Genomic DNA, 24,696 nt, shown 5'->3' with positions numbered 1-24,696 from the left:
GAAAGCCATGACGAGCCACGGGCGGCCGCCGGGCGGGGCGGTCGTGGAGATCACCGACTTCGGCTGGCGCCACGCCGGCCGGAAGAACCCGGCCATCGCGAACATCACCGCACGCCTGGAACCCGGGGAGCGCGTCCTGTTGCTCGGGGCCTCTGGCGCGGGCAAATCCACCCTGCTCGCGGGCATCGCCGGGGTGCTGGGGGATGCCGAGGACGGCGAGCAGCGCGGTGCCATCCGCGTGGACGGCAAGGACCCCGCCCAGGCGCGCGGACTGGTCGGCATGGTGCTGCAGGACCCGGACTCGCAGGTCATCGCCGCCCGGGTGGGCGACGACGTGGTCTTCGGCTGCGAGAACCTCGGCATCCCGCGGGAAGAGATGTGGCAGCGCGCCACGGAGGCTCTGCGCACCGTCGGGTTGGGGGAGCTGGACCTCGACCGGTCCACCCACCGGCTCTCCGGCGGGCAGAAGCAACGGCTCGCGCTGGCCGGGGTGCTGGCCATGCGCCCCAGGGTGATTGTGCTGGACGAGCCCACCGCCAACCTCGACCCGGAGGGCGTGGCCGAGGTGCGCGACGCCGTCATCCGGGCCTGTGAGGACACCGGCGCCACACTGATCGTCGTCGAGCACCGCGCAGCCACCTGGGCCGGGCACGTCGACCGCATCCTCGTGCTCGGGGAGACCAACCCCAGCGGCGAGGCGGAGCAGGCCAGCGGTGGTCGGCAGGCCGGGGGAGTGCTCGCCGACGGCCCGGCCGAGCAGATTTTGGAGACCCATGCCGAGCGGCTCGCCGAGGCTGGTATCTGGGTGCCGGGCATCTCGCCCGCGCTGCGCCGCATGGGCACCCCGCCGCCCGAGCTGGGCGCGTTGAAGGCCGCGCCCGGTTCAACTGGCAACCAGGGCCATGCTGATCACCAGAACCATGCTGGCAACCGAGGCACCGTTGCCCACCCGATCGACGCTGAAACAACCATCGACGCTGCGTCCCTGCACGCAGACGGGGACGCCCACGCGAGCGGGAAGCCACTGTTGCGCACCCGCGACCTGGCCATCGGCTGGGGCCAGCACACCATCCGCACCGGCATCACCGCTGCCCTGGAGCCGGGGTCCACCTGCCTGACCGGCGGCAACGGCACCGGAAAATCCACCTTGGCGCTCACCCTCGCGGGCCTGGTTCCCGCGGCGGGCGGGGAGCTGGACGCCAGTGGGCTCCAGCCCGCTAAGCACAGGCGCCGGGAAACCCCGGACCCCCGCAGCTGGCGCTCGAAGGACCTGGTCCGCCGCATCGGATACGTCTTTCAAAGCCCCGAGCACCAGCTGGCCGCCCGCACCGTCCGCGACGAGTTGCTGCTCGGCCCCAAGGCCGCCGGGATGGACGCCGCCGCAGCCGAGCGCCGCGCAGACGAGCTGCTGGGCACCCTCGGGCTGAGTCACCTCGCGGCCGCCAACCCCTTCACCCTCTCGGGTGGGGAGAAACGCCGGCTCTCCGTGGCCGCGGTGCTGGCCACTGAGCCGCGCCTGCTGATCCTGGACGAACCGACCTTCGGCCAGGACCTCAACACGTTCACCGCCCTGGTCGGGTTGCTGCAACAGCTGGCGGACAGCGGCATGGGGCTGCTGTCCATCACCCACGACGCGGACTACTTCGCCGCGCTCGGCCAACACCACTGGCACCTTCCCCAGGGCCCCGGCCTGGAGGTGCGGGCATGATCCTGGAACGCATCGACCCATCCACCCGGCTGCTCGCGCTCGCCCTACTGACCACCCCGTTGCTGATCAGCATCGATATTGTCAGCGCCAGCGTGTCCTTCGCGCTGACCCTGCTGGTCGTCGCACCCCTGTGCGGGGTCGGGCCTGCCCGGCTGTTCCGCCGGGCTTGGCCGCTGCTGCTCCTCGCCCCGCTGACGGGTGTGAGCATGCTCTTCTACGGGCGGGCCAGCGGGCAGAGCTACTTCGAATGGGGCTTCATCCACATCACCGAGAACTCGGTGCAGCTGGCCATCGCGGTGATGATTCGCGTGCTGGCGGTGGGCGTGCCCGCCGTGGTGCTCACCGCGGACATGGACCCCACCCGCCTCGGCGACGGGCTGGCACAGCTGTGGAAACTGCCCACCCGCTTCGTCATCGGTGCGGTGGCGGGCGTGCGCCTGGTCACGCTATTCCGAGAGGACTGGACGGCCGTGGAGCGTGCCCGCCGCGCCCGCGGCCTGGGGGACGAGGGCAAGCTGAAGCGTGCGCTGCAGCAGTCCTTCAGCCTGCTGGTGCTGGCACTGCGTCGTGGCGCCAAGCTGGCCACCGCGATGGAGGCCCGTGGGTTTGGAGCCACCCATAACGCCGAGGGCCAGCCCATCGAGCGCACCTGGGCTCGGCAGGCTCATTTCGGCGGCTGGGACTGGGCCGTGGTTGTGGGCTCCTTGGCACTGAGCCTGCTTTCCTTGGGGATCGCCGTGTGGACCGGCCACTTCGTGCTGCTGGGCGTGCAGAATGGCTAGCGCGCCGTGGCTATCGACCGCAGAAGCCACCCGCGAGCTCACCGCCTGGGTCGCCGGCCAGCGAGGCTGCGGACATAAACAGATCGAGCCCGCTAAAACACCCCACCGCCGTGTGAGGCGCGACCCGCGGTGGGTGATCCTCATCGACGGTCGCAGCGGCTCCGGCAAGACCCACTTCGCAGAACACCTCATGACCACACTCGGTGCGTCCAGCCACCAGCCCGGCGCATCCCCGAGCACACCCCCGGATCCCAACACCACGCCCCAGCTGGTGCACCTGGAGGATTTCTACCCCGGCTGGGGTGGGCTCTTCGCCGCAGCCCGCATGCTCGCCGCCGAGGTGCTGCAGCCCAATTGCCCGGGCTTTCGCCGCTGGGACTGGGAGAAGAACACCCCCGCGCAGTGGCAGCCCCTGGACCCCGGCCGCCCACTAATTGTCGAGGGCGTCGGTGCCCTCAGCCCCGAGGCCTTGGCCGTGCTGCGCCGCCGCGGCATCCCGCACCGGACCCTGGTGCTGGAGGCCCCCACCCAGCTGCGCAAGCAGCGCGCGCTGCACCGCGACCCCTACTACGCCCCCTGGTGGGACATGTGGGCCGCCCAAGAGCACGCCCACATCGCCCGGCGCCCCGCCCCGGACCTCGTCGTCGCCAACGGCTCCACCCGGTCGGAGGCCTAAAACACCGCCCGCCCGACACAGCGCCGTACTCGCCGGTTACTGCGGCGTGGAGGTGCGGTAGAGCCCACCCCGCGCCACGTCCAGGCGCATCCCGGACTCGCGGAGGCGACGGACGTACACCATGCCCAGGCCCGTCGCCGGGGTCAGCACGCCACCTTCAGTGCCCGGCAGCTCCGCCTCATCCTTGAGCAGCGTGAGCGCCGCGGTGCCCAGCATCCGGGAGGTCGAGCGGTAGCCCGGATCCCCCTGGGAGTACAGGGTGGCGATGTAATCCGGCTCCACGTTCGGCGCCGGATTCGGCTTCACGAAGCCGTGGAACACGCACCGGAAGTAGCCATTCTCCTGCGCCTTGCTCGTCGGACCCTCGCCCGGCTCGGGTGCCCACTGGGAGATGAAGTCCCGCAGCTTCGGCGCCTTCATCGCGGTCAGCATCGTCTGCTGCACCCCACCCATCGCGTAGGCCTGCGCGCGGCCCTTCAGGCCCGGCCCGGTGGACTGGAACTCGCGGTAGCGCAGGGACTTGCCGTACTTGAAGCCGCTCAGCGCATTGGAGCGGCGCACCACGCGGGTGTTCACCGAGGCCATGAGGAAAGGCCCGGCCCAGCCCTCCGGGGCGCCGACGGTCTCGGTCTGCAGCACGCCATAATCCGGCTGCTCGCCCAGCTCCGGCTCCGCCTCGCGATCCGGACTCAGGGAGTACGGGTCGGCCAGCACACGCCTCTGCTCCGGGTCGCGCTGTGCGGCCTGGAACTGCTCGCGTGCGGACTCTACGGTGCCGCCGGACATGGCCCCGCGCATGCTGACCAGGTTCGTCACCTCGGCCAGCTTCTTGCCATCCTTGGCCGCGGCCTCGTTGATCAGCAGCATGCCGATATCGGAGGGCACGGAATCGAAGCCACAGGCGTGGATGATGCGCGCCCCGTTGGCCTTCGCCACGTCGTCGTACTTGTCGATCATCTTCCGCATGAACAGCACCTCGCCGGTGGAGTCCACGTAGTGTGTGCCGGCCTCCGCGCAGGCGCGCACGAGGTCCTCGCCGTAACGCACGAACGGGCCCACCGTGGAGATCACCACGCGGGTGTTTTTCGCCAGCTCGGTCATGGCGTCCTCGTCGAAGGCATCGGCCTCCACGATCTGCCAGTCCATCACGCCCTGGTGGATGGTCAGCAGCTGCTGCTTGAGGAAGACCAGCTTCTCGCGGTTGCGGCCGGCCAGCGCGATGGTGACGTCCTTCGGCGCGTGCTCCGCCAGCCAGCCCGCGAGGATCTTGCCGACGAATCCGGTCGCGCCGAACAGGGTGATGTCCACCGGGCGCTGCTTTCCGCCGGTCGGGGTCTTCTTGCCTTGCGGTGTGGCGTCCTTCGGTGCATCAGCCATGTCTGATCGACCTCTTTCATCGTCTGATGGGCTTCGTGCCCGATCGTCGGGGTTCTTCCCCTCCATTCTTACCGTGTTCCGGTGCCGTCAGCGCCCGCGGGCGCGGTTAAGGTGAGTGGCGTGTCTTCGCAGCCTTCCACTCCCGCTTCCGCCGCAGGTCGGTCTTCTTCTTTAACGACGCCACCCCGGCCGGCCGCCGATCCGCCCTTCCATATCCTGTTCGACCAGCCGCAGATCCCGCCGAACACGGGCAATGCGATCCGCATGTGCGCGGGCACCGGGGCGGCACTGCACCTGGCGGGCCCGCTGGGTTTCAACTTCGAGGAGAAGCACGTCCGCCGCGCCGGTCTGGATTATCACGACTTGGCGGAGGTGCAGCTCCACGAGGATTTCGAGGCCGCGGCCGCGCACTTGACTGGGTTGAGTCGGAAGCAGGCAGAGCTGAGCCGGAAGCAGGCAGCGGATGGCGCCTCGCCCCGGGCGAGGGTCTTCGCTTTCACGACGCACGCGGAGACCTGGTTTACGGACGTGGACTTCCGCCGCGGTGACGTCCTCCTCTTCGGCCCCGAACCCACCGGCCTGGACGAGGAGACCCTGGCGGACCCCCGGATCACCGCGCAGCTGCGGATCCCGATGCTGCCGGCCCGTCGCAGCATGAACCTCTCGAACGCGGCGGCGGTGGCGGCGTACGAGGCCTGGCGGCAGCTGGGCTTCCCGGGCGGGCAGTGACCTGCGTTCGGGGTCTTCGCCCTGAAGTGGGGGAATGGGGGCGCACGCCGGTGGGGTAGCGCTAGGCCTGTGGAATAATGGCGGGCATGGCTGCGATTACCCTGGATGGAAAGAAATACCGCGACGAGATCTTCGCGGACCTGAAGCAACGAGTCGACGCTCTGCGGGACAAGGGGATCACCCCGGGCCTGGCAACGGTCCTGGTCGGTGACGACCCGGCGAGCCACTCCTACGTGCGGATGAAGCACAAGGACTGCGAGCAGATCGGCGTGAAGTCCATCCGCAAGGACCTGCCGGCGGACGTGACCCAGGAGGAGCTCAACGCCGTCATCGACGAGCTCAACGCGGACCCGGAGTGCACCGGCTACATCGTGCAGCTGCCGCTGCCGAAGCACCTCGACGAAAACGCGGTGCTGGAGCGCATCGACCCGGCCAAGGACGCTGACGGCCTGCACCCGGTGAACCTCGGCAAGCTGGTGCTCAACGAGCCCGCCCCGCTGCCGTGCACCCCGAATGGTGCAATCAGCCTGCTGCGCCGCTACGACGTCGAGCTGAACGGCGCGAAGGTCGTCGTCATCGGCCGTGGCGTGACTGTTGGCCGCCCGATCGGCCTGATGCTGACCCGCCGCAGCGAGAACGCCACCGTCACCCTGTGCCACACCGGCACGAAGGACCTGAAGGCGGAGACCATCAACGCGGACATCATCGTCGCCGCTGCAGGTAAGCCGCACATGCTGACCAAGGACATGGTCAAGCCGGGGGCGGCGATCCTCGACGTCGGTGTCTCCCGCCTGGACGGCAAGCTCGCCGGGGACGTGCACCCGGACGTCTGGGAGGTCGCGGGCGCGATCTCGCCGAACCCGGGTGGCGTGGGCCCGCTGACCCGCGCCTTCCTGGTCCACAACGTCGTGGAGCGCGCCGAGCTCCTCGCGGAGCAGGGCGAGAACTAGGGGATTAGAGCTGGAGGAGCTGGGCACGATGCCGGACACCCCGAACGAGCGGGCGGAGGCCGCGCAGATTGGCGCTTATCGCCGACAGCTGCTGGCCAACCCGCACGACCGGGACGTGCCCGCCTCCCCGCTGCCGGTGATCGCGCAGCGGGCGCTCATCGGGGTGTTTTTGCTGCTTCTGGCGGTGGGGGTGTTCTTCATCGCGGCGGATCGTTGGCGCCGCGGCACCACGGCGATGGGGGCAAGCCTGGTGTTCTTGGCCACGATCCGGTGGGTCGTGGACTCCGACGTGCTGGGGATTTTCGCGGTCCGCAGCCGAAAATTCGATTGCCTCTTCGCCGGGGGTGTGGGGTTGTTGATGATGTACCTGGCGATCAGCGTGGACACGCTGGGCAGCTAGGGGCATCCGGACCAAGTCCCTGCGCGAGGGTCGCGCGGAGCTGGGTATCCCGCGACGCTGGGCGTGGGGGGGTTGGGTGGCGGTTGTTCGGTGGCCGCCCTTAGCGGTTCCTAGCGGTTGTGGTGCTGCAGGATCTCCGCGCGCTGCTCCGGATTCTCGGCCAGCTCCTCGGCGGCCGTGAGGAACTTCTCAAGAACATTGCCCATCTGGCGGGCCTCGATGAGGAAACCATCGTGGCCGGTGGGGGAGGTGATCTGGGACAGCCCCAGGAAGGCTCCCAGGTTGCGGGAGAGGTGCTCCTGCTGGTGATAGGGGTAGAGGATGTCCGTGTCGATGCCGCAGACCATCGTGGGGACCGTGGAGTTACCCAGGGCGGCGTTCATGCCGCCGCGATCCCGGCCGACGTCGTGGCGGTTCAGGGCATCCGTCAGGGTGACGTAGGAGCCGGCGTCGAAGCGGTTGCGCAGCTTCATCGCCTGCCGGTCCAGGTAGCCCTCGACCGAGAAGCGCTGATTGGGGGAGCGGTACTTACCCAGCGGGTTTTCGCCCCGCTGCGGCTCGGCGCCGAAGCGCTCGTCGACCTCCAGCTCGCCGCGGTAGGTCAGGTGCGCGATGCGGCGGGCCTCGCCCAGGCCCCAGACTGGCCCCATGCCGGCCTCGTAGTAGTCCCCGCCGTGCCACAGCGGGTCGGCCTCGATCACACGGATCTGGGCGGACTGGATGCCGATCTGCCAGGCGGAGGCGCGGGCGGAGACGGCGATGAGGAGGACGGCGTCCATCATCTCCGGGTAGAGCAGCGACCACTCGAGGGTGCGCGCCCCGCCCATGGAGGCGCCGACGACCACGTGGACCCGGGGGATCTCCAGCACGTCGAGCAGCTGTTTTTCGGCCTGCACGAGGTCGCGGATGGATAGCCCCGGGAATCGGGAGCCCCAGAAGCCACCCTCAGGGTGCAGGGAACCGGGGCCGGTGGAGCCCGCGCACCCACCCAGCGCGTTGGCGCAGAGCACTAGGTACGTGGAAGTGTCGATCGCCTTGCCCACGCCGACCATGTCGGCCCACCAGTCGGTGGCGTTGCCGTCGCCGGTGAGGGCGTGCTCGATCAGCACGATGGGGCGCTCCTCCGGCGGCGTGGATACCGCCGCCTGCTCGGCTGCGTCGTAGAAGGCGTACAGCCGCAGTGAGGCTTCGGGAATGCTTGCGCCCGCCTCAGTGAGCACCTCGCCGATGGGAATATCGGCGTAGGAACCGGAGGCGGGCAGCAAGTCGGAGCGCATAGAAAACCTCGTGAGTTAAATCTGCTCGAAGCCCTGCTCGAGGTCGGCGATGATGTCGCGGACGTCCTCGATACCGACGGACAGGCGAACCGTTGCCTGGGAGATGCCCGCGTTGCGCAGGTTCTCCTCGGTGGACTGCGAGTGCGTGGTGGTGGCCGGGTGGACGACCAGGGAGCGTACGTCACCGACGTTAGCGAGGTCGGAGTGCAGCTTCAGGGAGTCGATGAACTTCCAGGCGGCCTCGCGCGGGTCGGCGTCGCCGGTGGCCAGGTCGAAGGCCAGAACGGAGCCAGTGTACTCCAGGCCCAGCTTCTCCTTGACCTTGTTCCACGGGCTGGACTCCAGGCCGGCGTAGGCGACGCTGGCGACCTTCGGGTGCTTGTCCAGGAACTCGGCGACCTGCTTGGCGTTCTCGTTGTGCTGCTTGACGCGCAGGTTCAGGGTGTCGAGACCCTGGACGGCCAGCCAGGCGTTGAACGCGGAGAGGGTGGCGCCGGTGTCGCGCAGCAGACCCGCACGAGCCTTCAGGCCGAAGGCTGGCTCGCCGAGGTCGGCGTACTTCAGGCCGTGGTAGGCCGGGTCCGGGGTGACGAAGCTCGGGAAGACCGGCTTACCGTTGCGCTCCTGGGTCCAGTCGAACTTGCCGCCGTCGACGAGGATGCCGCCGATGGCGGAGCCGTTGCCGGTGTAGAACTTCGTCAGGGAGGAGACGGAGACGTCGGCGCCGAGCTCCAGCGGCTTGACCAGCGCTGCGGTGGCCAGCGTGTTGTCGACGATCAGCGGGACCTTGTTCTCGTGGGCAACCTTGCTGATCTCCGGGATGTCCAGGACATCCGCCTGCGGGTTGGCGAAGGTCTCGCCGAAGAAGGCGACGGTGTTGTCCTGAACGGCGTCCTGCCAGGACTGCGGGTCATCCGGGTTCTCGACGAAGGTGGTGGTGATGCCCAGGCGCGGCAGGGTGACGAGCAGGAGGGTCTCGGTGCCACCGTAGAGGCGCGGGGAGGCGACGATGTGGTCACCGGAGTTCGCGACGTTGATCAGCGCGGCGGTGATGGCAGCCATGCCGGAAGCGAAGGCGACGGCGTGGACACCACCCTCGAGGGTGGCGAGGCGGTTCTCGAGGACCTCGACCGTTGGGTTGGTCAGGCGGGAGTAGATCGGGCCCGGATCTTCGAGGGCGAAGCGCTGCTTGGCGTGCTCGGCGTTGTCGAAGACGTAGCTGGTGGTCATGTGGATCGGCAGGTTACGGGAACCGGTCGGGTCCAGGGTCTGGCCGGCGTGGATCTGCTGGGTGGCAAAGCCCCACTCTGCCGCGTTGGAGTTGTCGTACTTTGGCATGGTTTTCCTGTCTCTTTCGTGTGGTTGAGGCTGTGTTGTGAATCGTGGCGATCCGGGTGGGATCCGGGTGGATTGTGCCGCTCGATCGCTGTGTGGTGACTCACTTTATAGTCCGCGTTGAAAAAAGTAAACCGCTCTGTCTATTTTCGGTGGTAATCAGCGTTAAATGCGCAGGTCAGAGGCGTTTAAAAAATTATACCACTTGGTCTATTTTTGGGTGTTTTGAGAGGTGATGAGTGCATGTTTTTAGCCTCTCGGGGTCAGGTTTAAGTACCGCTCGGTATGGGTTCATGCGGTGGGTGGCAGCAGCGCACGAAGCGCTGTTTTGCACCGCATCGGATGGGAGGTAGGCGGTCTGGGCTTCAACACTTTTGGTGGAAAAATTGCGGGTCGCACCTGCAACCGCAGTTGAGTCACTAGGGTGGGGTGGTGCACGGGATAAAGAAAGAATCCCAGCGCAACGAGCACAACACGGGCCCACAAGGCGCCAGAAAGGACCTGCACCATGGCGAATACAGACGCTGCATTCCTGATTGACGCAGAGCCGAGCGTGCTCCAGGTGGCAGTTGGTCGCCCACAACCCAACCCCGCCGGAACCTACGAGCACACCGGCATTGAAAAGCTGCCGCAGGCGCACATCGACGTGCTCGCGCCGGGCCCGAACTACGGCGACGGCAGCGGCGTCGTTGGGGATACGATCGGAGACGATAAGCACCACGGCGGAGCAGATAAGGCCGTCTACGCCTTCGCCCGCGAGGAGCTGGACTTCTGGGAAGGGGAGCTCGGCCGTGAGCTCGTCTACGGCAGCTTCGGGGAGAACATCACCACCGCCGGGGTGAAGTGGTCGGAGGTCTACATCGGCCAGCGCGTGTCCATGGGTAGCGCTGAGCTCGAGGTAAGCGTGCCGCGCACCCCGTGCGCGACCTTCGCCGCCTGGCTCGATGAGAAGGGCTGGGTCAAGCGCTTCGCACAGCATGGCGACTGCGGCGCCTACTTCCGCGTGATTACCGCCGGGCGCATCCGCCCGCTGGACGAGATTCGCTTCGGACCGGTGCCGGAGCATGGTGTCACGATGGGGGAGGCCTTCGCCGCCAAGCTGGGTGATAAGGAAGCCGCCCGCAAGGTTTTCGACGCCGGGGTGCTCCCCGGGCACCATCATGAGCAGCTGGGTCGCCTGCTGAACTGAGATATGAGCAGCTTGGTCTCCGCTGGACGGAGGCCGCAAGGCCGGGGCAGGGGCTCCTGGCCGGTAGAAAAGAAAAACTGGGCCTAGCGGCGCTATCTCTAGCGCGCTAGGCCCAGTCGGCTATATCCCTCCGCTGACCCCGGGGCGGGCCTGCAGCAGGCCCAACGGGGGAGGGGTACTAGCCCTCCAGGGAGTTATCTGCTGCAGCAAGATCGTCGATGATCTTGTTGAATGCAGCGACCGGACGCATCACGGCGTTCGCCTTCTCCTCGTCCAGGTGGTAGTGGCCACCCAGCTCCACGGCCTTGCCCTGAATGTCGTTGAGTTCCTTGATGACCTCGTCCTCGGCTGCCTCCAGCGCGTCGGCGACCGGGGCGAAGAGCTCAGCCAGGTCGGTGTCGTCCTTCTGGTCGGCCAGGGCGCGAGCCCAGAACATTGCCAGGTAGAAGTGGGAACCGCGGTTGTCGAGGGTGTTGACCTCGCGCTGCGGGGACTTGCCCTCCTCCAGGATCCGCTCGGTAGCAACGTCCAGCGCGTCGCCCAGCACCGGGGTGCGCGGGTTGTTATCCGTGTCGGCCAGCTTGCGCAGGGACTCGGCCAGCGCCAGGAACTCGCCCAGGGAGTCCCAACGCAGGTGGTTCTCCTCGGTCAGCTGCTCGACGTGCTTCGGCGCGGAACCGCCAGCACCGGTCTCGAAGAGGCCACCGCCCGCGATCAGCGGAACGATGGAGAGCATCTTCGCGGAGGTGCCCAGCTCCAAGATCGGGAACAGGTCGGTCAGGTAGTCACGCAGCACGTTACCGGTGACGGAGATGGTGTTCTTGCCCTCGCGGATGCGGTCCACGGAGAGCTGGCAGGCCTCGACCGGGGAGAGGATGCGGATATCCAGACCCTCGGTGTCGTGGTCCTTCAGGTACTTCTCGACCTGGGTTGCCATGTTGCGGTCGTGGGCGCGCTCCGGGTCCAGCCAGAAGATAGCCGGGTCGCCGGTCTTGCGGGCACGCTCGACGGCCAGCTTCACCCAGTCCTGAACCGGGATGTCCTTGGCCTGGCAGGCGCGCCACAGGTCGCCCTCGGAGACCTCGTGCTCCATGAGCACGTCGCCGGCCTTGTTGAGGACCTGGACCTTGCCGTCCGCCTCGATCTTGAAGGTCTTGTCGTGGGAGCCGTACTCCTCAGCCTTCTGCGCCATCAGGCCGACGTTCGGGACGGTGCCCATCGTGGTCGGGTCGAATGCGCCGTTCTTGCGGCAGTCGTCGATGACGACCTGGTACACGCCTGCGTAGGAGGAGTCCGGCAGTACGGCCAGGGTGTCCTGACGGGCGTCGTCCTTGTTCCACATCTTGCCGGAGTCACGGATCATGGCTGGCATGGAAGCGTCGACGATGACGTCGGACGGGACGTGGAGGTTGGTGATTCCGCGGTGGGAGTTGACCATCGCGAGATCCGGGCCGTCCTCGAGGCCCTTGTCGAATGCGGCGCGGATCTCCTCACCGTTGTCCAGCTCGGACAGGCCGTCGAGGATGGCGGCCAGGCCGTCCTCACCGTCGAGGCCGGCGGCCAGCAGCTCCTCGCCGTACTGCTCGTAGACGTCGGAGAAGTAAGCGCGCACGGCGTGGCCGAAGATGACCGGGTCGGAAACCTTCATCATCGTGGCCTTCAGGTGCACGGAGAACAGCACGCCCTCAGCCTTCGCGCGGGCGACCTGGGCGCGCAGGAACTCGTCGAGCGCGGCGGCGCGCAGGACGGTGGAGTCCACGATCTCGTTCTTCTGCACCGGCAGGGACTCGCGCAGCACAGTGGTCTCGCCGTTGGCCTTCACCAGCTGGATGCGCAGGTCATCCTCAGCCGGCATGATGACGGACTGCTCGTTGTGGCGGAAGTCGTTGGCCTCCATGGTTGCCACGTTGGTCTTGGACTCGGCGGTCCACTCACCCATGGTGTGCGGGTGGGTGCGCACGTAGTTCTTCACGGCCTTCGGCGCACGGCGGTCGGAGTTGCCCTCGCGCAGCACCGGGTTCACGGCGGAGCCCATGACGGAGCTGTAGCGGGCGTAGGCGTCCTTCTCCTCCTCGGTGTTGACCTCGAGAGGGAAGTCCGGCAGGTCGTAGCCGGCCTTCTGCAGCTCGCCGATGGCTGCGCGCATCTGCGGGACGGATGCGGAGATGTTCGGCAGCTTGAGGATATTGGCCTCAGGGGACTGGGTCAGCTCGCCGAGCTCCTTGAGAGCGTCGTTGACCTGCTGCTCCTTCGGGAGCTTATCGTTGAAAGCGGCCAGGATACGACCTGCCAGCGAGATGTCACGCGTTTCCACGTCCACGCCGCAAGTCGATGCAAAAGCTTCCACGATCGGCTTCAGCGAATACGTGGCCAGAAGTGGGGCCTCGTCGGTACGGGTGTAAATGATCTTGGCCATAAGGCGGTATCTCCCTGCTTTCACATCGTTTTCGGTGAACCGTTAAAAGTCACTCGATTTTTATCGTGCTACCCAGCTTACGTGAAGTAGAAAAATCGTGAATCATACGGGTACTGTCGCAACTTCGCTTGCGAAAGGCGAAAAAAGTTATTAAAAATATTGATTCTTTTTCGTTACTTCGTATTCATCCGGCCCAGCCAAAGAATTTCAGGAAGCGTGCCCCGTGCCAACCATGCCGAATCGCCGCCCCGTGCCAACACAAACCACCATGGGCAGCCGCAGGAGAATCATCACCATGCTGGCCATCGCGCTCGGTGGCTTCGGCATCGGTACCACCGAGTTCGTGGCGATGGGGCTGCTGAATCTCATCGCCGAGGATTTCCAGATCTCGGAGGCCACGGCCGGGCACGTCATCTCCGCCTACGCCCTCGGCGTGGTGGTGGGTGCCCCGCTCATCACCACGCTGACCAGCACCGTGCCGCGCCGTCGCCTGGCACTGGTGCTCATGATCGCCTTCACGATCGGTAACGGGCTGACCGTGCTGGCCAGCAGCTATAACATGCTGCTGATCAGCCGCTTCATCGCCGGCCTGCCACACGGTGCCTACTTTTCCGTCACCGCGCTCATCGCCGCCTCGATGGCCCCGCCGGGGCAGCGCGGCAAGGCGGTGGCCTTCTCCGGGCTGGGACTCTCGGTGGCCACCGTCGCAGGTGTGCCCGCCGCGCAGTGGCTGGGCACCCACTTCGGATGGAACTTCGCCTTCCTGCTCGTCGCAGTGATCGGCCTGGTGACCTTCGTGGCGCTGTATATCTCGCTGCCGCACATGACCCTCATGCCGAAGAGCAACCCGATCACCGAGCTCGGCGCTCTGATCAACCCCCAGGTACTGCTCACCCTGGCGATCGGCACGGTCGGCTTCGGCGGCATGTTTGCGGTCTATACCTATATTTCCTGGACGCTGACCGAGCGTGCAGGCTTCAGCGAAACCCTCATCTGGATTCCCTTGATGGTCTACGGCATCGGCATGGTTTTCGGAACCTGGTTCGGCGGCGTGCTGGCTGACCGGAACCTGGAGTACACCATCGCCGGCAGCCTCATCGCTCTGATCGTGGTGCTGGGCGCGTTCTACTTCACCTCCACCAACGCCATCACAGGCATCGCCAACTTCGGCCTCATCGGATTCCTGGGCTCCTGCCTGGTCCCGAGCCTGCAGACCCGCCTGATGGACGTCGCCCGGGACGCCCAGAACCTCGCCGCCGCCCTCAACCACTCCGCGCTAAACATGGCCAACGCCGCCGGTGCCGCGATCGGTGGCGCGGTCATCGGCGCTGGCTTCGGCTATGCTGCCCCAGCCCTCGCGGGTGCGGCCCTGGCTGCCACCGGTGCGGTGGTCTGGCTGCTCGCCTTCCTGCTACGACGTCGCCAGCTCGCCGCCTCCTAGCCCGCGGCTTATGCGGCTGCTGGTGTGTCCGGGGCACGGCCTATATTGGTGGGCATGGGTTTTACAGTCGCTACGGTTAACGTCAACGGAATCAGGGCCGCCGCGAAGGTGCGCCACGAGAACAACCAGGGCATCCTCCCGTGGTTGGCCAGCCACCCGGCGGATGTGGTCCTGATGCAGGAGGTCCGCGCCGACGAGGCGCAGACCGCCAAGGCGATCGCCCCCGCCCTGGAGGACGGCTGGCACCTCGCCCAGGCCCCCGCCGCAGCCAAGGGCCGGGCCGGGGTGGCGATCCTTTCGCGCCTGCCGCTGCGGGACGTGCAGATCGGCTTCGGTCACGAGGCCAACCCGGAGCACCCCGGCGCCGAGGACGCCGCCCGCGAATTCGATGATTCCGGCCGCTACATCGAGGCCACCGTGGACGCCGAGGTCGGGGGTACAACCCAGCCGATCACCGTGGCTTCCCTCTACCTGCCCAGTGGTGCCAGTGGCACCGAGAAGCAGGACGAGAAGTTCCGCTTCCTGGATGCCTTCGCGCCCTTCATGCACCAGCGTGCCGCGGCCGCCGAGGCCGGCGGGCAGCAGATGCTCATCGGCGGTGACTGGAATATCTGCCACCGCCGCGCGGACCTGAAGAACTGGAAGCCCAACCGCAACAAGTCCGGCTTCCTGCCCGCCGAGCGCGCCTTCCTTGACCACGTGCTCGGCACCTACCCGGACGGTGCAACCCAGGTGGGCGATGCGGAGGACTCCGGCCGGGTCGGTAACCCCGCCGGGGCGGCCGAGGACTTCTTCGGTGCCGTGGACTACCAGCCCGGCGAGCTCGCGCAGGCCCGCATCGCGGCAGGCGCCGCCACCCAGCCAGGCTGGCACGACGCCGTGCGCCACCTCCACCCCGAGGAGGACGGCCCGTACTCCTGGTGGAGCTACCGCGGCAAGGCCTTCGACACGAACGCGGGCTGGCGTATCGACCTGCACGCCGTCACCGGTGGGCTGCTGGAGCACGCCGCCGCTGCCCGGGTGGACAAGGCGCCCACCTACGACCAGCGCTGGTCCGACCACAGCCCCGTGATCCTCGAGTTCCGCTAAACCCACCGGGAGACGGCATGTTCCTGATCGTCCTCTTCGTCATCGGCATCACCGCCGAAGGCGCGACCGGCGCCCTGGCCGCCGGCCGCGAGCGCATGGACCTCTTCGGCGTGGCCATCATCGCGTGCGTGACCGCCATCGGCGGCGGCTCCGTCCGCGATGTGCTGCTGGGGAACTACCCGCTGGTATGGGTGGAAAACCCGATGTACCTGGTCTTCGTGCTCGTCGCCGCGTTCATCACCGTGGCCATCCCCGTGATGATGACTTACTTCCACTGGGTCTTCCTCATCCTCGACGCCGTGGGGCTCTCTGTGTTCACGGTGCTCGGCACCCAGATCGCCCTGGGGGCCGGGCACGGGGCGCTCATCGCGATCGTCGCGGCGGTGCTCACCGGTGTGTTCGGTGGCGTGCTCCGCGACATCATGAGCAACCGCGTCCCCCTGGTCTTCCAGGGCGACCTCTACGCCTCCGTCGCGGTCTCCGGATCCATCCTCTACCTGGCGCTCAACGCCGCCGGGGTGAACGACAACGTCAACGCGATCATCGTCCTCGCGTTCACCTTCGGACTGCGGCTGTGCGCCATCTTCTTCCACTGGTCCCTGCCCGTCTTCGAGTACCAAGAGCGCGAGTTCACCCGGGACCGGGAGCACAGCCTGTCCAACCGCCTGCTGAACAAGGCCCGGGAGCTGCGCCCCGCAGGCCCCCGCCAGCTGCGCATCACCGAGGGTATCGCCGGGCTGCGGCACCGCCACCACGGCGAAAACCCGGGGGCAACCGCCACGGGAGAGGACCCACGCGCCGGGGGACAAGCGGCGACCGAGAGCGACGTCAACAAGGAATGTGGTTGCGAATGCCACGGACAGGGGGACGGCGACACGCAGCCGAAACCTGGTGAGTAGCATTAGAAGACATGACAAGCAGCGAAAACCCACAGCACAGCGATAACGGCGCGAAGAAGCAGCGCGTCGTCTCCGGCCTCCAGCCCACCAGCGACTCCTATCACCTGGGCAATTACCTCGGCGCGGTCAAGCAGTTCATTACCCTGCAGGATGATTACGACGCCTTCTACTTCATCCCGGATCAGCACGCCATCACCGTGCCGGGATATAGCCCGAAGGACCTGCGCAACCGCACCCTCGCCGGTGCCGCGCAGCTGCTCGCGCTCGGCATCGACCCGGAGCGCTCCACCCTGTTCGTGCAGTCGCACGTCCCGGAGCACAGCCAGCTTGCGTGGGTGCTGATGTGCATCACTGGTGACGGCGAGGCTCGCCGCATGACCCAGTTCAAGGACAAGGCCAGCAAGCAGGGCAACGAGAACACCACCTCCGGGCTCTACGCCTACCCAATGCTCATGGCCGCGGACATCCTGCTCTACCGCCCGCACCTCGTGCCAGTGGGGGAGGACCAGCGCCAGCACCTGGAGCTGACCCGCAACCTCGCGGAGCGCTTCAACTCCCGCTATAAGAAGACCTTCGTGGTGCCGGAGGGCATGATCCCGCAGGGCGCGGCGAAGATTTACGACCTGCAGAATCCGACCGCCAAGATGAGCAAGTCCACCGACAACCCGCGTGGCCTCGTGAACCTGCTGGACGACCCGAAGGTCTCCGCCAAGCGCATCCGCAGCGCGGTGACGGATAACGACAACGAAATCCGCTACGACGTCGAGAACAAGCCGGGTGTGTCTAACCTCCTGGTCATCCAGTCCGCCCTCGGTGACAAGAGCATCGACGAGCTCGTCACCCAGTACCAGGAAGCGGGCTCCGGCTACGGCGACCTGAAGAAGGACACCGCCGAGGTGCTCGAGGCCTTCTGCTCCCCGCTGCGCGAGAAGTACAACGAGTACATGGACGACCGCGCAGAGCTGGAGCGCGTCCTGGCCAAGGGCGCGGAGCGCGCCCGCGAGATTGCTGCGAAGACGGTGGAGCAGGTCTACGACCGCGTCGGTTTCCTGCCAAAGCCCTAAACCGGCACACCGCGAACCTTAAAACGACATAATGAGGTACGTGCCCAGGCCGGCCACCCGCCGTCCGGTGCGTGCCATTAAAAGATCCAACCCCGGATCGAAAACCCGAAGCCCCGAAAGCCTGCCCAAGGAAGGATGGACGCGCTGATGGCGAAAACATCAACGACGCCCGACTATGACAAGCTCGACGCCTACGGCGTGGAACGCAGCCGCAAAGACGACGAAGGGGCGCTGGTCAAGCTCCGCGACAAGTGGCCGTGGTTCGACCACATCATGCGGATGAACGAGCGCTACGGCGAGCAGGGCGGCAACCAGTTCGCCGCGGGTATTACCTACTTCTCCGTCCTGTCCATCTTCCCGCTGACCATGCTCGTGCTGGCAACAGTCGCGATCATCCTGGCGAATAACCAGGATCTGTTGGACAAGGTCATGGACCAGGTGACGTCCATGGGCAGCGGCGAGATGGGTGACACCCTGGGCACCATCGTCGAGGGCGCGATCGATCAGCGTAAGTCCGTGTTCTCCATCGGTCTTCTGCTGGCCCTGTGGTCCGGCCTAAGCTGGATGAATCACCTGCGCATTGGTGCTTCCGAGATGTGGAAGGTCGATAACAGCCCGGAGAATTTCATCAAGGGCAAGCTCTCCGACCTGCTGGGCCTGCTGGGGCTGCTCCTCGCCCTGGTCGTGGCCTTCGCCGTCACCACCATCGGTAACTCGGGGCTCACCGAAAAGCTGCTTGGTGTGGTGGGGCTCGACGAGGTCCCGGGCATCCGATTCATTACCTTCCTCGTGGCTCTGGTCGTTGCGCTGCTGGCCAACCTGCTGGTCTTCTTCTGGCTGATGGTCTACCTGCCGCGGGCGAAGGTGCCGCGCAAGTCCGCTTTCAAGGCGGCCATCATCGGCGCAGTCGCGTTCGAGGTCTTCAAGCAGTTCGCCACAATGTTCTTCTCCAACGCGCTGAGCAACCCGGCGGGCGCTGCCTTCGGTCCGATCATCGGTGTGATGGTGCTGTTCTACTTCATCTGGCGCATCACCCTGTACTGCTCCGCGTGGGCAGCCACCACGCCGGAGTCCCTGGCCATGATGACCCCGCCGGTGCCGCCGGCCGCAGTGATCCGCGTACGCCAGGAGGTTCGCACCGGCTCCACCGACGCCGGCCGCGCCGGGCTGGTGGGTGTCGGAGCCGCCGTGGGTGTGGTCCTGGGTGGGGCCATCCGCTCGATCTTCAAATAAGCCGCCGGTTTCCTCACCGAGCTTCACATGGCGGGGTGGTTAGACCTCCCGCCCACCACCATGGGGCACAGCTGCCGAGTAAGCTGTGCCCCATGATTGATTCGGACGTCATTGCATCCCTGCCCAAGGTCGAACTCCACGACCACCTGGACGGCGGCCTCCGGCCAGCCACGATCGTGGAGCTGGCCGCCGAGATCGGCTACGAGCTGCCCACCACGGATCCCGAGGAGCTCGAGAAGTGGTTCTACGACGCCGCGAACTCGGGCGACCTGCCGACGTACCTGACCACCTTCGACCACACCACCGCCGTCATGCAGACGAAGGAAGCGCTGGTGCGCGTCACCCGCGAGGCCGTCGAGGACCTGGCCGCGGACAACGTGGTCTACGCCGAGCTGCGCTATGCCCCCGAGCAGCACCAGGCCAACGGGCTGAGCCTGCAGGAGGTCGTGGAGGCCACCGTGCAGGGCGCGAAGGAGGGCGAGCGCGCCGCCGCCGCGAAGGGTAAGCGCATCCACGCCCGCCTGATCCTGTGCGCCATGCGGCACGCCGACCGCGCCACCGAGATCGCGCAGCTGACCGTGGATAACTACCCGATCTCGAGCCCGGGCGAGGGCTACGTGGTCGGCTTCGACATCGCGGGCGCGGAGGACGGCTTCCCGGCCGCCAACCACGCCGAGGCTTTCCAGCTGCTGCGCGAGAACCTCGTGCCCTTCACCATCCACGCCGGCGAGGCCGCGGGCGTGGAGTCCATCAAGGACGCCCTGGTTCAGGGCACCCTCCGCCTGGGTCACGGCGTGCGCATCTACGAGGACTTGAACGCCACCCTCTCCGGTATCGAGATGGGGCCGGTAGCCCGCCACGTGCGCGACCGGGGCATCCCGCTGGAGATCTGCCCGACCTCCAACACCCAGACCGGTGTTGCCGAAGAAATCGCCGATCACCCCTTCAACCTGCTCTACGAGCTGGGTTTCGTGTGCACGGTGCACACCGATAACCGCCTGGTCTCCGGCACGACGATGACTCAGGAGTTCGAGCGCCTCGCGGAGGTCTTCGATCTGGAGTACTGGCAGATGCTGGAGCTGACCACCAATGCGCTGGATCACGCTTTCTGTGATGCCCCGCTGCGCGCGGAGCTGGAGCAGACCGTGATCTACCCGGCCTACGCGAAGCTGGGGGAGGAGCTGGGCTTAAGCACCGTGGCTGGCGCGGGTGCTGCTCATGATCACGAGCACGATCACGCGGGCCACGATCACGAGCACATTGGCGGGCCGGGGCAGGGTATCTCCGCGGGTCTGCAGGGGCTGCACAGCCCCAATGGCGCGGCCGGGGCGCTTGGGGAGGACGCCAACCTGGAGCTGTCCATGGAGAACCTCAAGGCGGAGCTGGAACAGCTCGGCCTGAGCCTCGACGACGAGCCCGGTAGCGACGGGGACTCGGTGGACGAGGATTCCGCGGAGAAGGAGTAAGCACGACACCCCGCCGACCGCGCCCCACGCGCGCGGGGCGGGGCGGGGCGCATCGGCGCGCTATCGCTGCAGTACAGCACGTCTTGAAGGATTCAGAAGGCCGGCTTGCGGTTTGACTTAGGCCTCTGACCTGCGAAAAATCGGGAAACGTGCAGAAAAATAATCCCCGAATCAACACCGCGTTCAAACGCGCCCTCGCGGCGCTCATGGCCCTGACGATGGGCGCGGTCGCGGCATGCTCCGCCACCGGCGGTCGCCCGCGCGAGAACGCGAACGGCGAGGGTGGCGCGGCCGGCGGCGTCGATACGCCCCGCTACACCGTCGCGATGATCAGCCACGGCGCGCCCGGCGATACCTTCTGGGACCTGGTCCGCCGCGGCGCGGAGGACGCCGCGAAGAAGAACAACATCGAGCTGCGCTACGCCAGCTCCCCGCAGGCGCCCGACCAGGCCAACCTCGTGCGCAACGCCATCGACTCCCAGGTCGACGGCATCGCGCTGACCATGCCCACCGCCGAGGCGCTGGGGCCCATCGCCCGCCGCGCCACCGAGCAGGGGATCCCCACCGTCGGGCTGAACTCCGGCATGGGCCACTACGAGCGCTACGGGGTGTCCGCCTTCTTCGGCCAGGACGAGCACGTCGCGGGTGAAGCCGCGGGTGAGCGGCTGGCCAAGGATGGCGCGAAGAAGGTGCTTTGCGTGATCCACGAGCAGGGCAATCCCTCCCAGGAAGCCCGCTGCGGTGGAGCTAAGAAGGCCCTCCAGGCCAAGGGAGGCGGCACGCTGGAGACCCTCTATGTCAACGGCATGGATATGACTAGCGTGACCTCCACGGTCCAGGCGAAGCTCGCCCAGGACCGAAACATTGACTGGGTTCTCAACCTCGTCGCCCCGGTGGCCCTGGCCTCCGTCAACTCTGCCCGTGCCGCCGGGTCTGATGCCAAGATCGTCACCTTCGACACCGACGCTGAGCTCGTCACCGCCATCAAGGACGGCACGGTGCAGTGGGCCGTGGACCAGCAGCCCTACCTGCAGGGCTACCTCGCGGTCGATGCGCTCTGGCTCGCCAAGCGCAACGGTGCAATTCCAGGTGGTGGCCAGCCCGTATTCACCGGCCCGGCCTTCGTGGACGCCAGCAACGTGGACAAGATCGAGGACGCCGCGAAGGAGGGCCTGCGCTAAATGACTGACCCCACACCCGAGCAGGCCACCGGCCCGGCAGCGGCGGAGAAGATCGACGAGGCGGCGCCGAACCTGACGTCGTCCCCGGACAAGGAGAACACAGCGGACACCGCAGCCGGCGGCGCCGCGGACACGAACGCAGGCAAAGACGGCGAGAACGCGATCCTCGCGGCCCTCAAGCGCCCCGAGCTGACCTCCCTGGTCGGTGCGATCCTCATCTTCGCGCTGTTCATGATCCTCGCCCCGGCCTTCCGCAGCGCGGATGCCTTCGCCACCGTGCTGTACTCCAGCTCCACGCTGGGCATCATCGCGCTTGGCGTGGGGCTGCTGATGATCGGCGACGAATTCGACCTCTCTTCCGGCGTGGCCGTAACCACCGCCGCGCTCGCCGCCACGATGCTGAACTACAACCTGTGGCTGAACTCGTGGACGGGCGTATTTCTCTCGCTGATCATTTCGCTGTCCATCGGCGCGATCAATGGCTACCTGGTCACCAAGACCGGCATCCACTCTTTCCTGATCACCCTGGCGATGTTCCTCATGCTGCAGGGCATCAACCTCGCCGTGACGAAGCTGGTCACCGGGCAGGTCGCCACCCCAACGATCTCGGATATGGAGGGCTACAACTCCGCCAAGGCGTTCTTCGCCTCCAGCTTCGAGGTCTTCGGCGTGGACGTGCAGATCACCGTGATCTGGTGGCTGCTGTTCGTGGCGCTGGCCAGCTGGTTGCTGTTCAAGACCCGCTTCGGTAACTGGATTTTCGCCGTCGGTGGGGACGCCGACGCCGCCCGCGCCGTGGGTGTTCCCGTGCGGCGCGTGAAAATCACCCTGTTCATGTTCGTGGCCTTCTCGGCGTGGTTCGTGGGGATGCACAACCTCTTCGCCTTCGACTCGATTCAGGCCGGGCAGGGCGTGGGTAACGAGTTCCTGTACATCATCGCCGCCGTGATCGGTGGCTGCTCGCTGACGGGTGGCCGGGGAACGGCGATCGGTACGGCCATCGGTGCGCTGATCTTCGGCATGACCAACCAGGGCATCGTCTACGCCGGATGGAACCCCGACTGGTTCAAGTTCTTCCTCGGCGCGATGCTGCTGCTGGCCGTGCTGACCAATAATTCCTTCTCTCGGGTGCAGGGAGGTGCCAAGTGACTCGCGAAAACAAGTGGAAGGACGCGGCGACGGTGACGTCGACCGGGACGGGCGCGGCAGGCGACGTCGACGTCGATAAGGACGTTGTTGCCGACAGCGCCGTTGATAAGGACGGTGCCGGTGCCGAGGATGGCGCCACCCCGCCGATCATCGAGATGCGCGGCCTCGAGAAGGCCTACGGCGAGCGGCTGGTTCTCAAGGGCATCGACATGGAGATCCGCCCCGGCACCGTGACCTGCGTGCTGGGCGATAACGGCGCTGGAAAGTCCACGCTGATTAAGGCGCTCTCCGGGCTGCACCAGCCCACCGGCGGCGAGATGCTGATCGACGGGGAGCCCGCACGGCTGCGCAACCCGAAGGACGCCCTCGACCGGGGGATCGCCACCGTGTATCAGGATCTCGCGGTGGTGGGGCAGATGTCCGTGTGGCGGAACTTCTTCCTGGGCCAGGAGCTCACCGGCGCGCTGGGGCGGCTGAAGGCCGACGAGATGCGCGAGATCACCGCCGAGCAGCTGGGAAAGATGGGCGTGGATCTGCCGGACGTGGAGGTGCCGATCAGCACGCTGTCCGGTGGCCAGCGGCAGGTCGTGGCGATCGCCCGGGCGATCTACTTCGGCGCGCGCGTGCTGATCCTGGACGAGCCGACCGCGGCGCTGGGTGTGAAGCAGTCCGGCATGGTGCTGCGCTTCGTGAAGAAGGCCCGGGAGTCCGGGGTGGCGGTCATCTTCATCACCCACAACCCGCACCACGCCTACCTGGTGGGGGATCGCTTCATGATGCTGAACATGGGCGAGCAGGTGATGAACGCTGACTTGGAGGCCGTCACACTGGAGGAGCTCACGGTGGAGATGTCCGGCGGTGGGGAGCTGGACGCGCTGAGCCACGAGCTGCGTAGTTAGCCGCGGGGGCTGGCTGCGAGGGGGGGATGCGGGGGATCCCAGAGCGGGGGCTGGGGCGATTCTTGAGGGGGGGCGATTGAATGCGCTCGACCGGGGCTTTAAGGTGTAGCCGAGAATTAAAAAATATGAGCTAGGTCTCACCTATTTTTCATTGAGTTGAGGATTCACTATGACGAACCCGGAGTCGAACGGGCACCAGAGCAACACACCTGAGGAGGGCGGGCAGCCCGCATCCCAGGGCGGTACCGCGCAGCCACAGCAGCCGCCGCAGAACTGGCAGGGCCAGCCCCAGCAGGGCTATGGCCAGCCCCAGCAGTCGCAGCAGGGGAATTGGCAGGGCCAGCAGTACGGTGCTCAGCCACAGCAGGGAGCGTGGCAGGGTCAGCCACAACAGGGCAACTGGCAGGCACAGCCCCAGCAGGGCAATTGGCAAGCACAGCCCCAGCAGGGCAACTGGCAAGCACAGCCCCAGCAGGGTTATGGCCAGCCGCAGCAGGGTTACGGCCAGGCGCAGGGGAACTGGCAGGGGCAGCAGGCGCCACAGAACTGGCAGGGCCAGCCCCAGGGCAACTGGCAGGCACAGCAGCCAGGTAATTCAGGTACGGGGGCGGTAAAGAAGGTCAGTGCCGCTGTGGGGCGGAGCGCCTACGCAGCGGCCACGAGCCTGCAGAGCAAGGCCCTGCCGCGACTGATGGCCGGGATCCTGGGCATCCTTGCCGTGGGGCAGCTGATCGCTGGTCTTCTATCTTGGTACCGGCTTAAGTTTGACATCGATTCCGACATCCTGGACCTGGGCTACTCTGAGCGACTTAGATTGCGGATCAATGGTTTTGGATTCGTTAAGACGGAAGGATCCGGTCTACTTAGTGGCATCGTGGCGGGGGGTTCTTCGAGTGAAAACGGCTGGTCGGCATTCTTCGTGGAGCTATTTGTCATTGCGTTCGTCGCTGCCGCGGCTGTGTTGGCGTTCCGTAACTTCAAACTTAAAGTAGCCGGCATTCTGGCGACTGTTTCGGGCGCCTTGGGCGTGCTTTACGCGATTGTTTGGGTTGGCCTCTTGCTTTATGCCAAGAAGCAATTGAAGGGGGAGTTTGGTGAAGAATTCAACGAATTCGTGGCAATCATGGAAAACACGAATCTAGGAGATTGGGGTTTTGGCTTCGGCTTCTACCTCGCCTTTGTTCTCAGCATTCTTACGCTCGCCGTGGGTGTGTGGTTGATCGTGAAAAAGCCTGCGGAGATCGACGCGCAGCGCAATAAGTTCCTCGGTGATGTGGCGAACCGCTCTAGCAAGCAGGCCAATGCTGCCCAGCAGCCTGCGCAGCCGCAGGGGAACTGGCAGGGTCAGCAGTACGGTGGGAGGGTGTCAGGAAGTTTGTGTGTGAGGCTCTGATCTAGAAGGAGTTTCATCGATAATGACTACGGTGTCACCGAAG

21 protein-coding genes are annotated in these 24,696 nt (G+C 66.4%); 17 read left to right on the top strand and 4 right to left on the bottom strand.

From position 1 onward, the window contains the following. Nucleotides 1–7 precede the first annotated feature (7 nt). From QP997_RS08330 to QP997_RS08320, 3 genes are read left to right on the top strand one after another with little or no spacing between them, the layout of a single operon-like run. Nucleotides 8–1,708, top strand: coding sequence for an ABC transporter ATP-binding protein (locus tag QP997_RS08330; RefSeq protein WP_284846840.1), 1,701 nt, complete (start codon nt 8–10; stop codon nt 1,706–1,708). After that, the gene (locus QP997_RS08325; protein ID WP_070758374.1) at nt 1,705–2,490 is read left to right on the top strand and encodes an energy-coupling factor transporter transmembrane component T family protein; all 786 of its coding nucleotides are present in this window, start codon (nt 1,705–1,707) and stop codon (nt 2,488–2,490) included. The genes QP997_RS08330 and QP997_RS08325 overlap by 4 nt, the downstream gene beginning before the upstream one ends. Further along, nucleotides 2,483–3,166, top strand: a complete 684-nt coding sequence (locus QP997_RS08320) for a nucleoside/nucleotide kinase family protein (protein ID WP_284846839.1) — start codon at nt 2,483–2,485, stop codon at nt 3,164–3,166. Before QP997_RS08325 ends, QP997_RS08320 begins: the two co-directional genes overlap by 8 nt. 36 nt (nt 3,167–3,202) lie before the next feature. On the opposite strand, the gene QP997_RS08315 is transcribed toward QP997_RS08320, so the two are convergent. Beyond that, the gene (locus QP997_RS08315; protein WP_284846838.1) at nt 3,203–4,543 is read right to left on the bottom strand and encodes a saccharopine dehydrogenase family protein; all 1,341 of its coding nucleotides are present in this window, start codon (nt 4,541–4,543) and stop codon (nt 3,203–3,205) included. Between the two features lie 120 nt (nt 4,544–4,663). Here QP997_RS08315 and QP997_RS08310 point away from each other — a divergent pair, with 120 nt between their 5' ends. From QP997_RS08310 to QP997_RS08300, 3 genes are all read left to right on the top strand, one after another. Next, nucleotides 4,664–5,272, top strand: coding sequence for a tRNA (cytidine(34)-2'-O)-methyltransferase (locus QP997_RS08310; RefSeq protein WP_284846837.1), 609 nt, complete (start codon nt 4,664–4,666; stop codon nt 5,270–5,272). A gap of 86 nt (nt 5,273–5,358) precedes the next feature. Continuing rightward, nucleotides 5,359–6,222: a bifunctional methylenetetrahydrofolate dehydrogenase/methenyltetrahydrofolate cyclohydrolase gene (locus tag QP997_RS08305; RefSeq protein ID WP_141759423.1), complete on the top strand. Its 864-nt coding sequence runs from the start codon at nt 5,359–5,361 to the stop codon at nt 6,220–6,222. A 28-nt stretch (nt 6,223–6,250) separates the two neighbouring features. Then, nucleotides 6,251–6,622: a DUF3017 domain-containing protein gene (locus QP997_RS08300; protein WP_284846836.1), complete on the top strand. Its 372-nt coding sequence runs from the start codon at nt 6,251–6,253 to the stop codon at nt 6,620–6,622. Nucleotides 6,623–6,732: 110 nt separating this feature from the next. On the opposite strand, the gene metX is transcribed toward QP997_RS08300, so the two are convergent. Together metX and QP997_RS08290 are read right to left on the bottom strand one after the other, a co-directional pair. Continuing rightward, nucleotides 6,733–7,899, bottom strand: a complete 1,167-nt coding sequence (metX, locus tag QP997_RS08295) for a homoserine O-acetyltransferase MetX (RefSeq protein ID WP_284846835.1) — start codon at nt 7,897–7,899, stop codon at nt 6,733–6,735. A gap of 15 nt (nt 7,900–7,914) precedes the next feature. Continuing rightward, a complete protein-coding gene (locus QP997_RS08290) occupies nt 7,915–9,237 on the bottom strand; it encodes an O-acetylhomoserine/O-acetylserine sulfhydrylase (RefSeq protein ID WP_070758382.1) in 1,323 nt (440 codons plus the stop codon). A 505-nt stretch (nt 9,238–9,742) separates the two neighbouring features. On the opposite strand from QP997_RS08290, the gene QP997_RS08285 reads away from it, so the two are divergent. Next, on the top strand, nt 9,743–10,423 hold the full coding sequence (locus tag QP997_RS08285; protein WP_284846834.1) for an MOSC domain-containing protein: 681 nt from the start codon (nt 9,743–9,745) through the stop codon (nt 10,421–10,423). Between the two features lie 178 nt (nt 10,424–10,601). Here QP997_RS08285 and QP997_RS08280 read toward each other — a convergent pair whose 3' ends face one another. Then, nucleotides 10,602–12,839 carry an NADP-dependent isocitrate dehydrogenase gene (locus QP997_RS08280; protein ID WP_284846833.1) on the bottom strand — a complete coding sequence of 746 codons (2,238 nt, stop codon included), beginning with the start codon at nt 12,837–12,839 and terminating at the stop codon, nt 10,602–10,604. Nucleotides 12,840–13,071: 232 nt separating this feature from the next. Here QP997_RS08280 and QP997_RS08275 point away from each other — a divergent pair, with 232 nt between their 5' ends. The 10 genes from QP997_RS08275 to QP997_RS08230 all read left to right on the top strand — a co-directional run bounded on the left by QP997_RS08275 (nt 13,072) and on the right by QP997_RS08230 (nt 24,653). Continuing rightward, nucleotides 13,072–14,280 (top strand): MFS transporter, encoded by a 1,209-nt coding sequence (locus tag QP997_RS08275; protein WP_070758389.1) that lies wholly within the window; start codon nt 13,072–13,074, stop codon nt 14,278–14,280. A gap of 54 nt (nt 14,281–14,334) precedes the next feature. Then, on the top strand, nt 14,335–15,369 hold the full coding sequence (locus tag QP997_RS08270; protein WP_284846832.1) for an exodeoxyribonuclease III: 1,035 nt from the start codon (nt 14,335–14,337) through the stop codon (nt 15,367–15,369). A gap of 17 nt (nt 15,370–15,386) precedes the next feature. Next, nucleotides 15,387–16,268, top strand: coding sequence for a trimeric intracellular cation channel family protein (locus QP997_RS08265; RefSeq protein ID WP_284846831.1), 882 nt, complete (start codon nt 15,387–15,389; stop codon nt 16,266–16,268). Between the two features lie 11 nt (nt 16,269–16,279). Then, nucleotides 16,280–17,332 (top strand): tryptophan--tRNA ligase, encoded by a 1,053-nt coding sequence (gene trpS, locus QP997_RS08260; RefSeq protein WP_284846830.1) that lies wholly within the window; start codon nt 16,280–16,282, stop codon nt 17,330–17,332. Nucleotides 17,333–17,479: 147 nt separating this feature from the next. Beyond that, on the top strand, nt 17,480–18,565 hold the full coding sequence (gene yhjD / locus QP997_RS08255) for an inner membrane protein YhjD (protein WP_284846829.1): 1,086 nt from the start codon (nt 17,480–17,482) through the stop codon (nt 18,563–18,565). 92 nt (nt 18,566–18,657) lie between these two features. Beyond that, on the top strand, nt 18,658–20,031 hold the full coding sequence (locus tag QP997_RS08250; protein ID WP_284846828.1) for an adenosine deaminase: 1,374 nt from the start codon (nt 18,658–18,660) through the stop codon (nt 20,029–20,031). 206 nt (nt 20,032–20,237) lie between these two features. Beyond that, the gene (locus QP997_RS08245; protein WP_210398553.1) at nt 20,238–21,212 is read left to right on the top strand and encodes a substrate-binding domain-containing protein; all 975 of its coding nucleotides are present in this window, start codon (nt 20,238–20,240) and stop codon (nt 21,210–21,212) included. Then, nucleotides 21,213–22,361 carry an ABC transporter permease gene (locus QP997_RS08240; protein ID WP_284846827.1) on the top strand — a complete coding sequence of 383 codons (1,149 nt, stop codon included), beginning with the start codon at nt 21,213–21,215 and terminating at the stop codon, nt 22,359–22,361. Between the two features lie 155 nt (nt 22,362–22,516). Beyond that, complete coding sequence (locus tag QP997_RS08235; RefSeq protein WP_284846855.1) at nt 22,517–23,260, top strand: ATP-binding cassette domain-containing protein; 744 nt, start codon at nt 22,517–22,519, stop codon at nt 23,258–23,260. Nucleotides 23,261–23,429: 169 nt separating this feature from the next. Next, complete coding sequence (locus QP997_RS08230; protein ID WP_284846826.1) at nt 23,430–24,653, top strand: proline-rich domain-containing protein; 1,224 nt, start codon at nt 23,430–23,432, stop codon at nt 24,651–24,653. Nucleotides 24,654–24,696: the final 43 nt, after the last annotated feature.

It is taken from the genome of Corynebacterium sp. MSK039 (genome assembly GCF_030232315.1).
Taxonomy (GTDB): domain Bacteria; phylum Actinomycetota; class Actinomycetes; order Mycobacteriales; family Mycobacteriaceae; genus Corynebacterium.
Note: the sequence above shows the minus strand (reverse complement) of the source record. Positions and strands in the feature narration are given on the sequence as shown.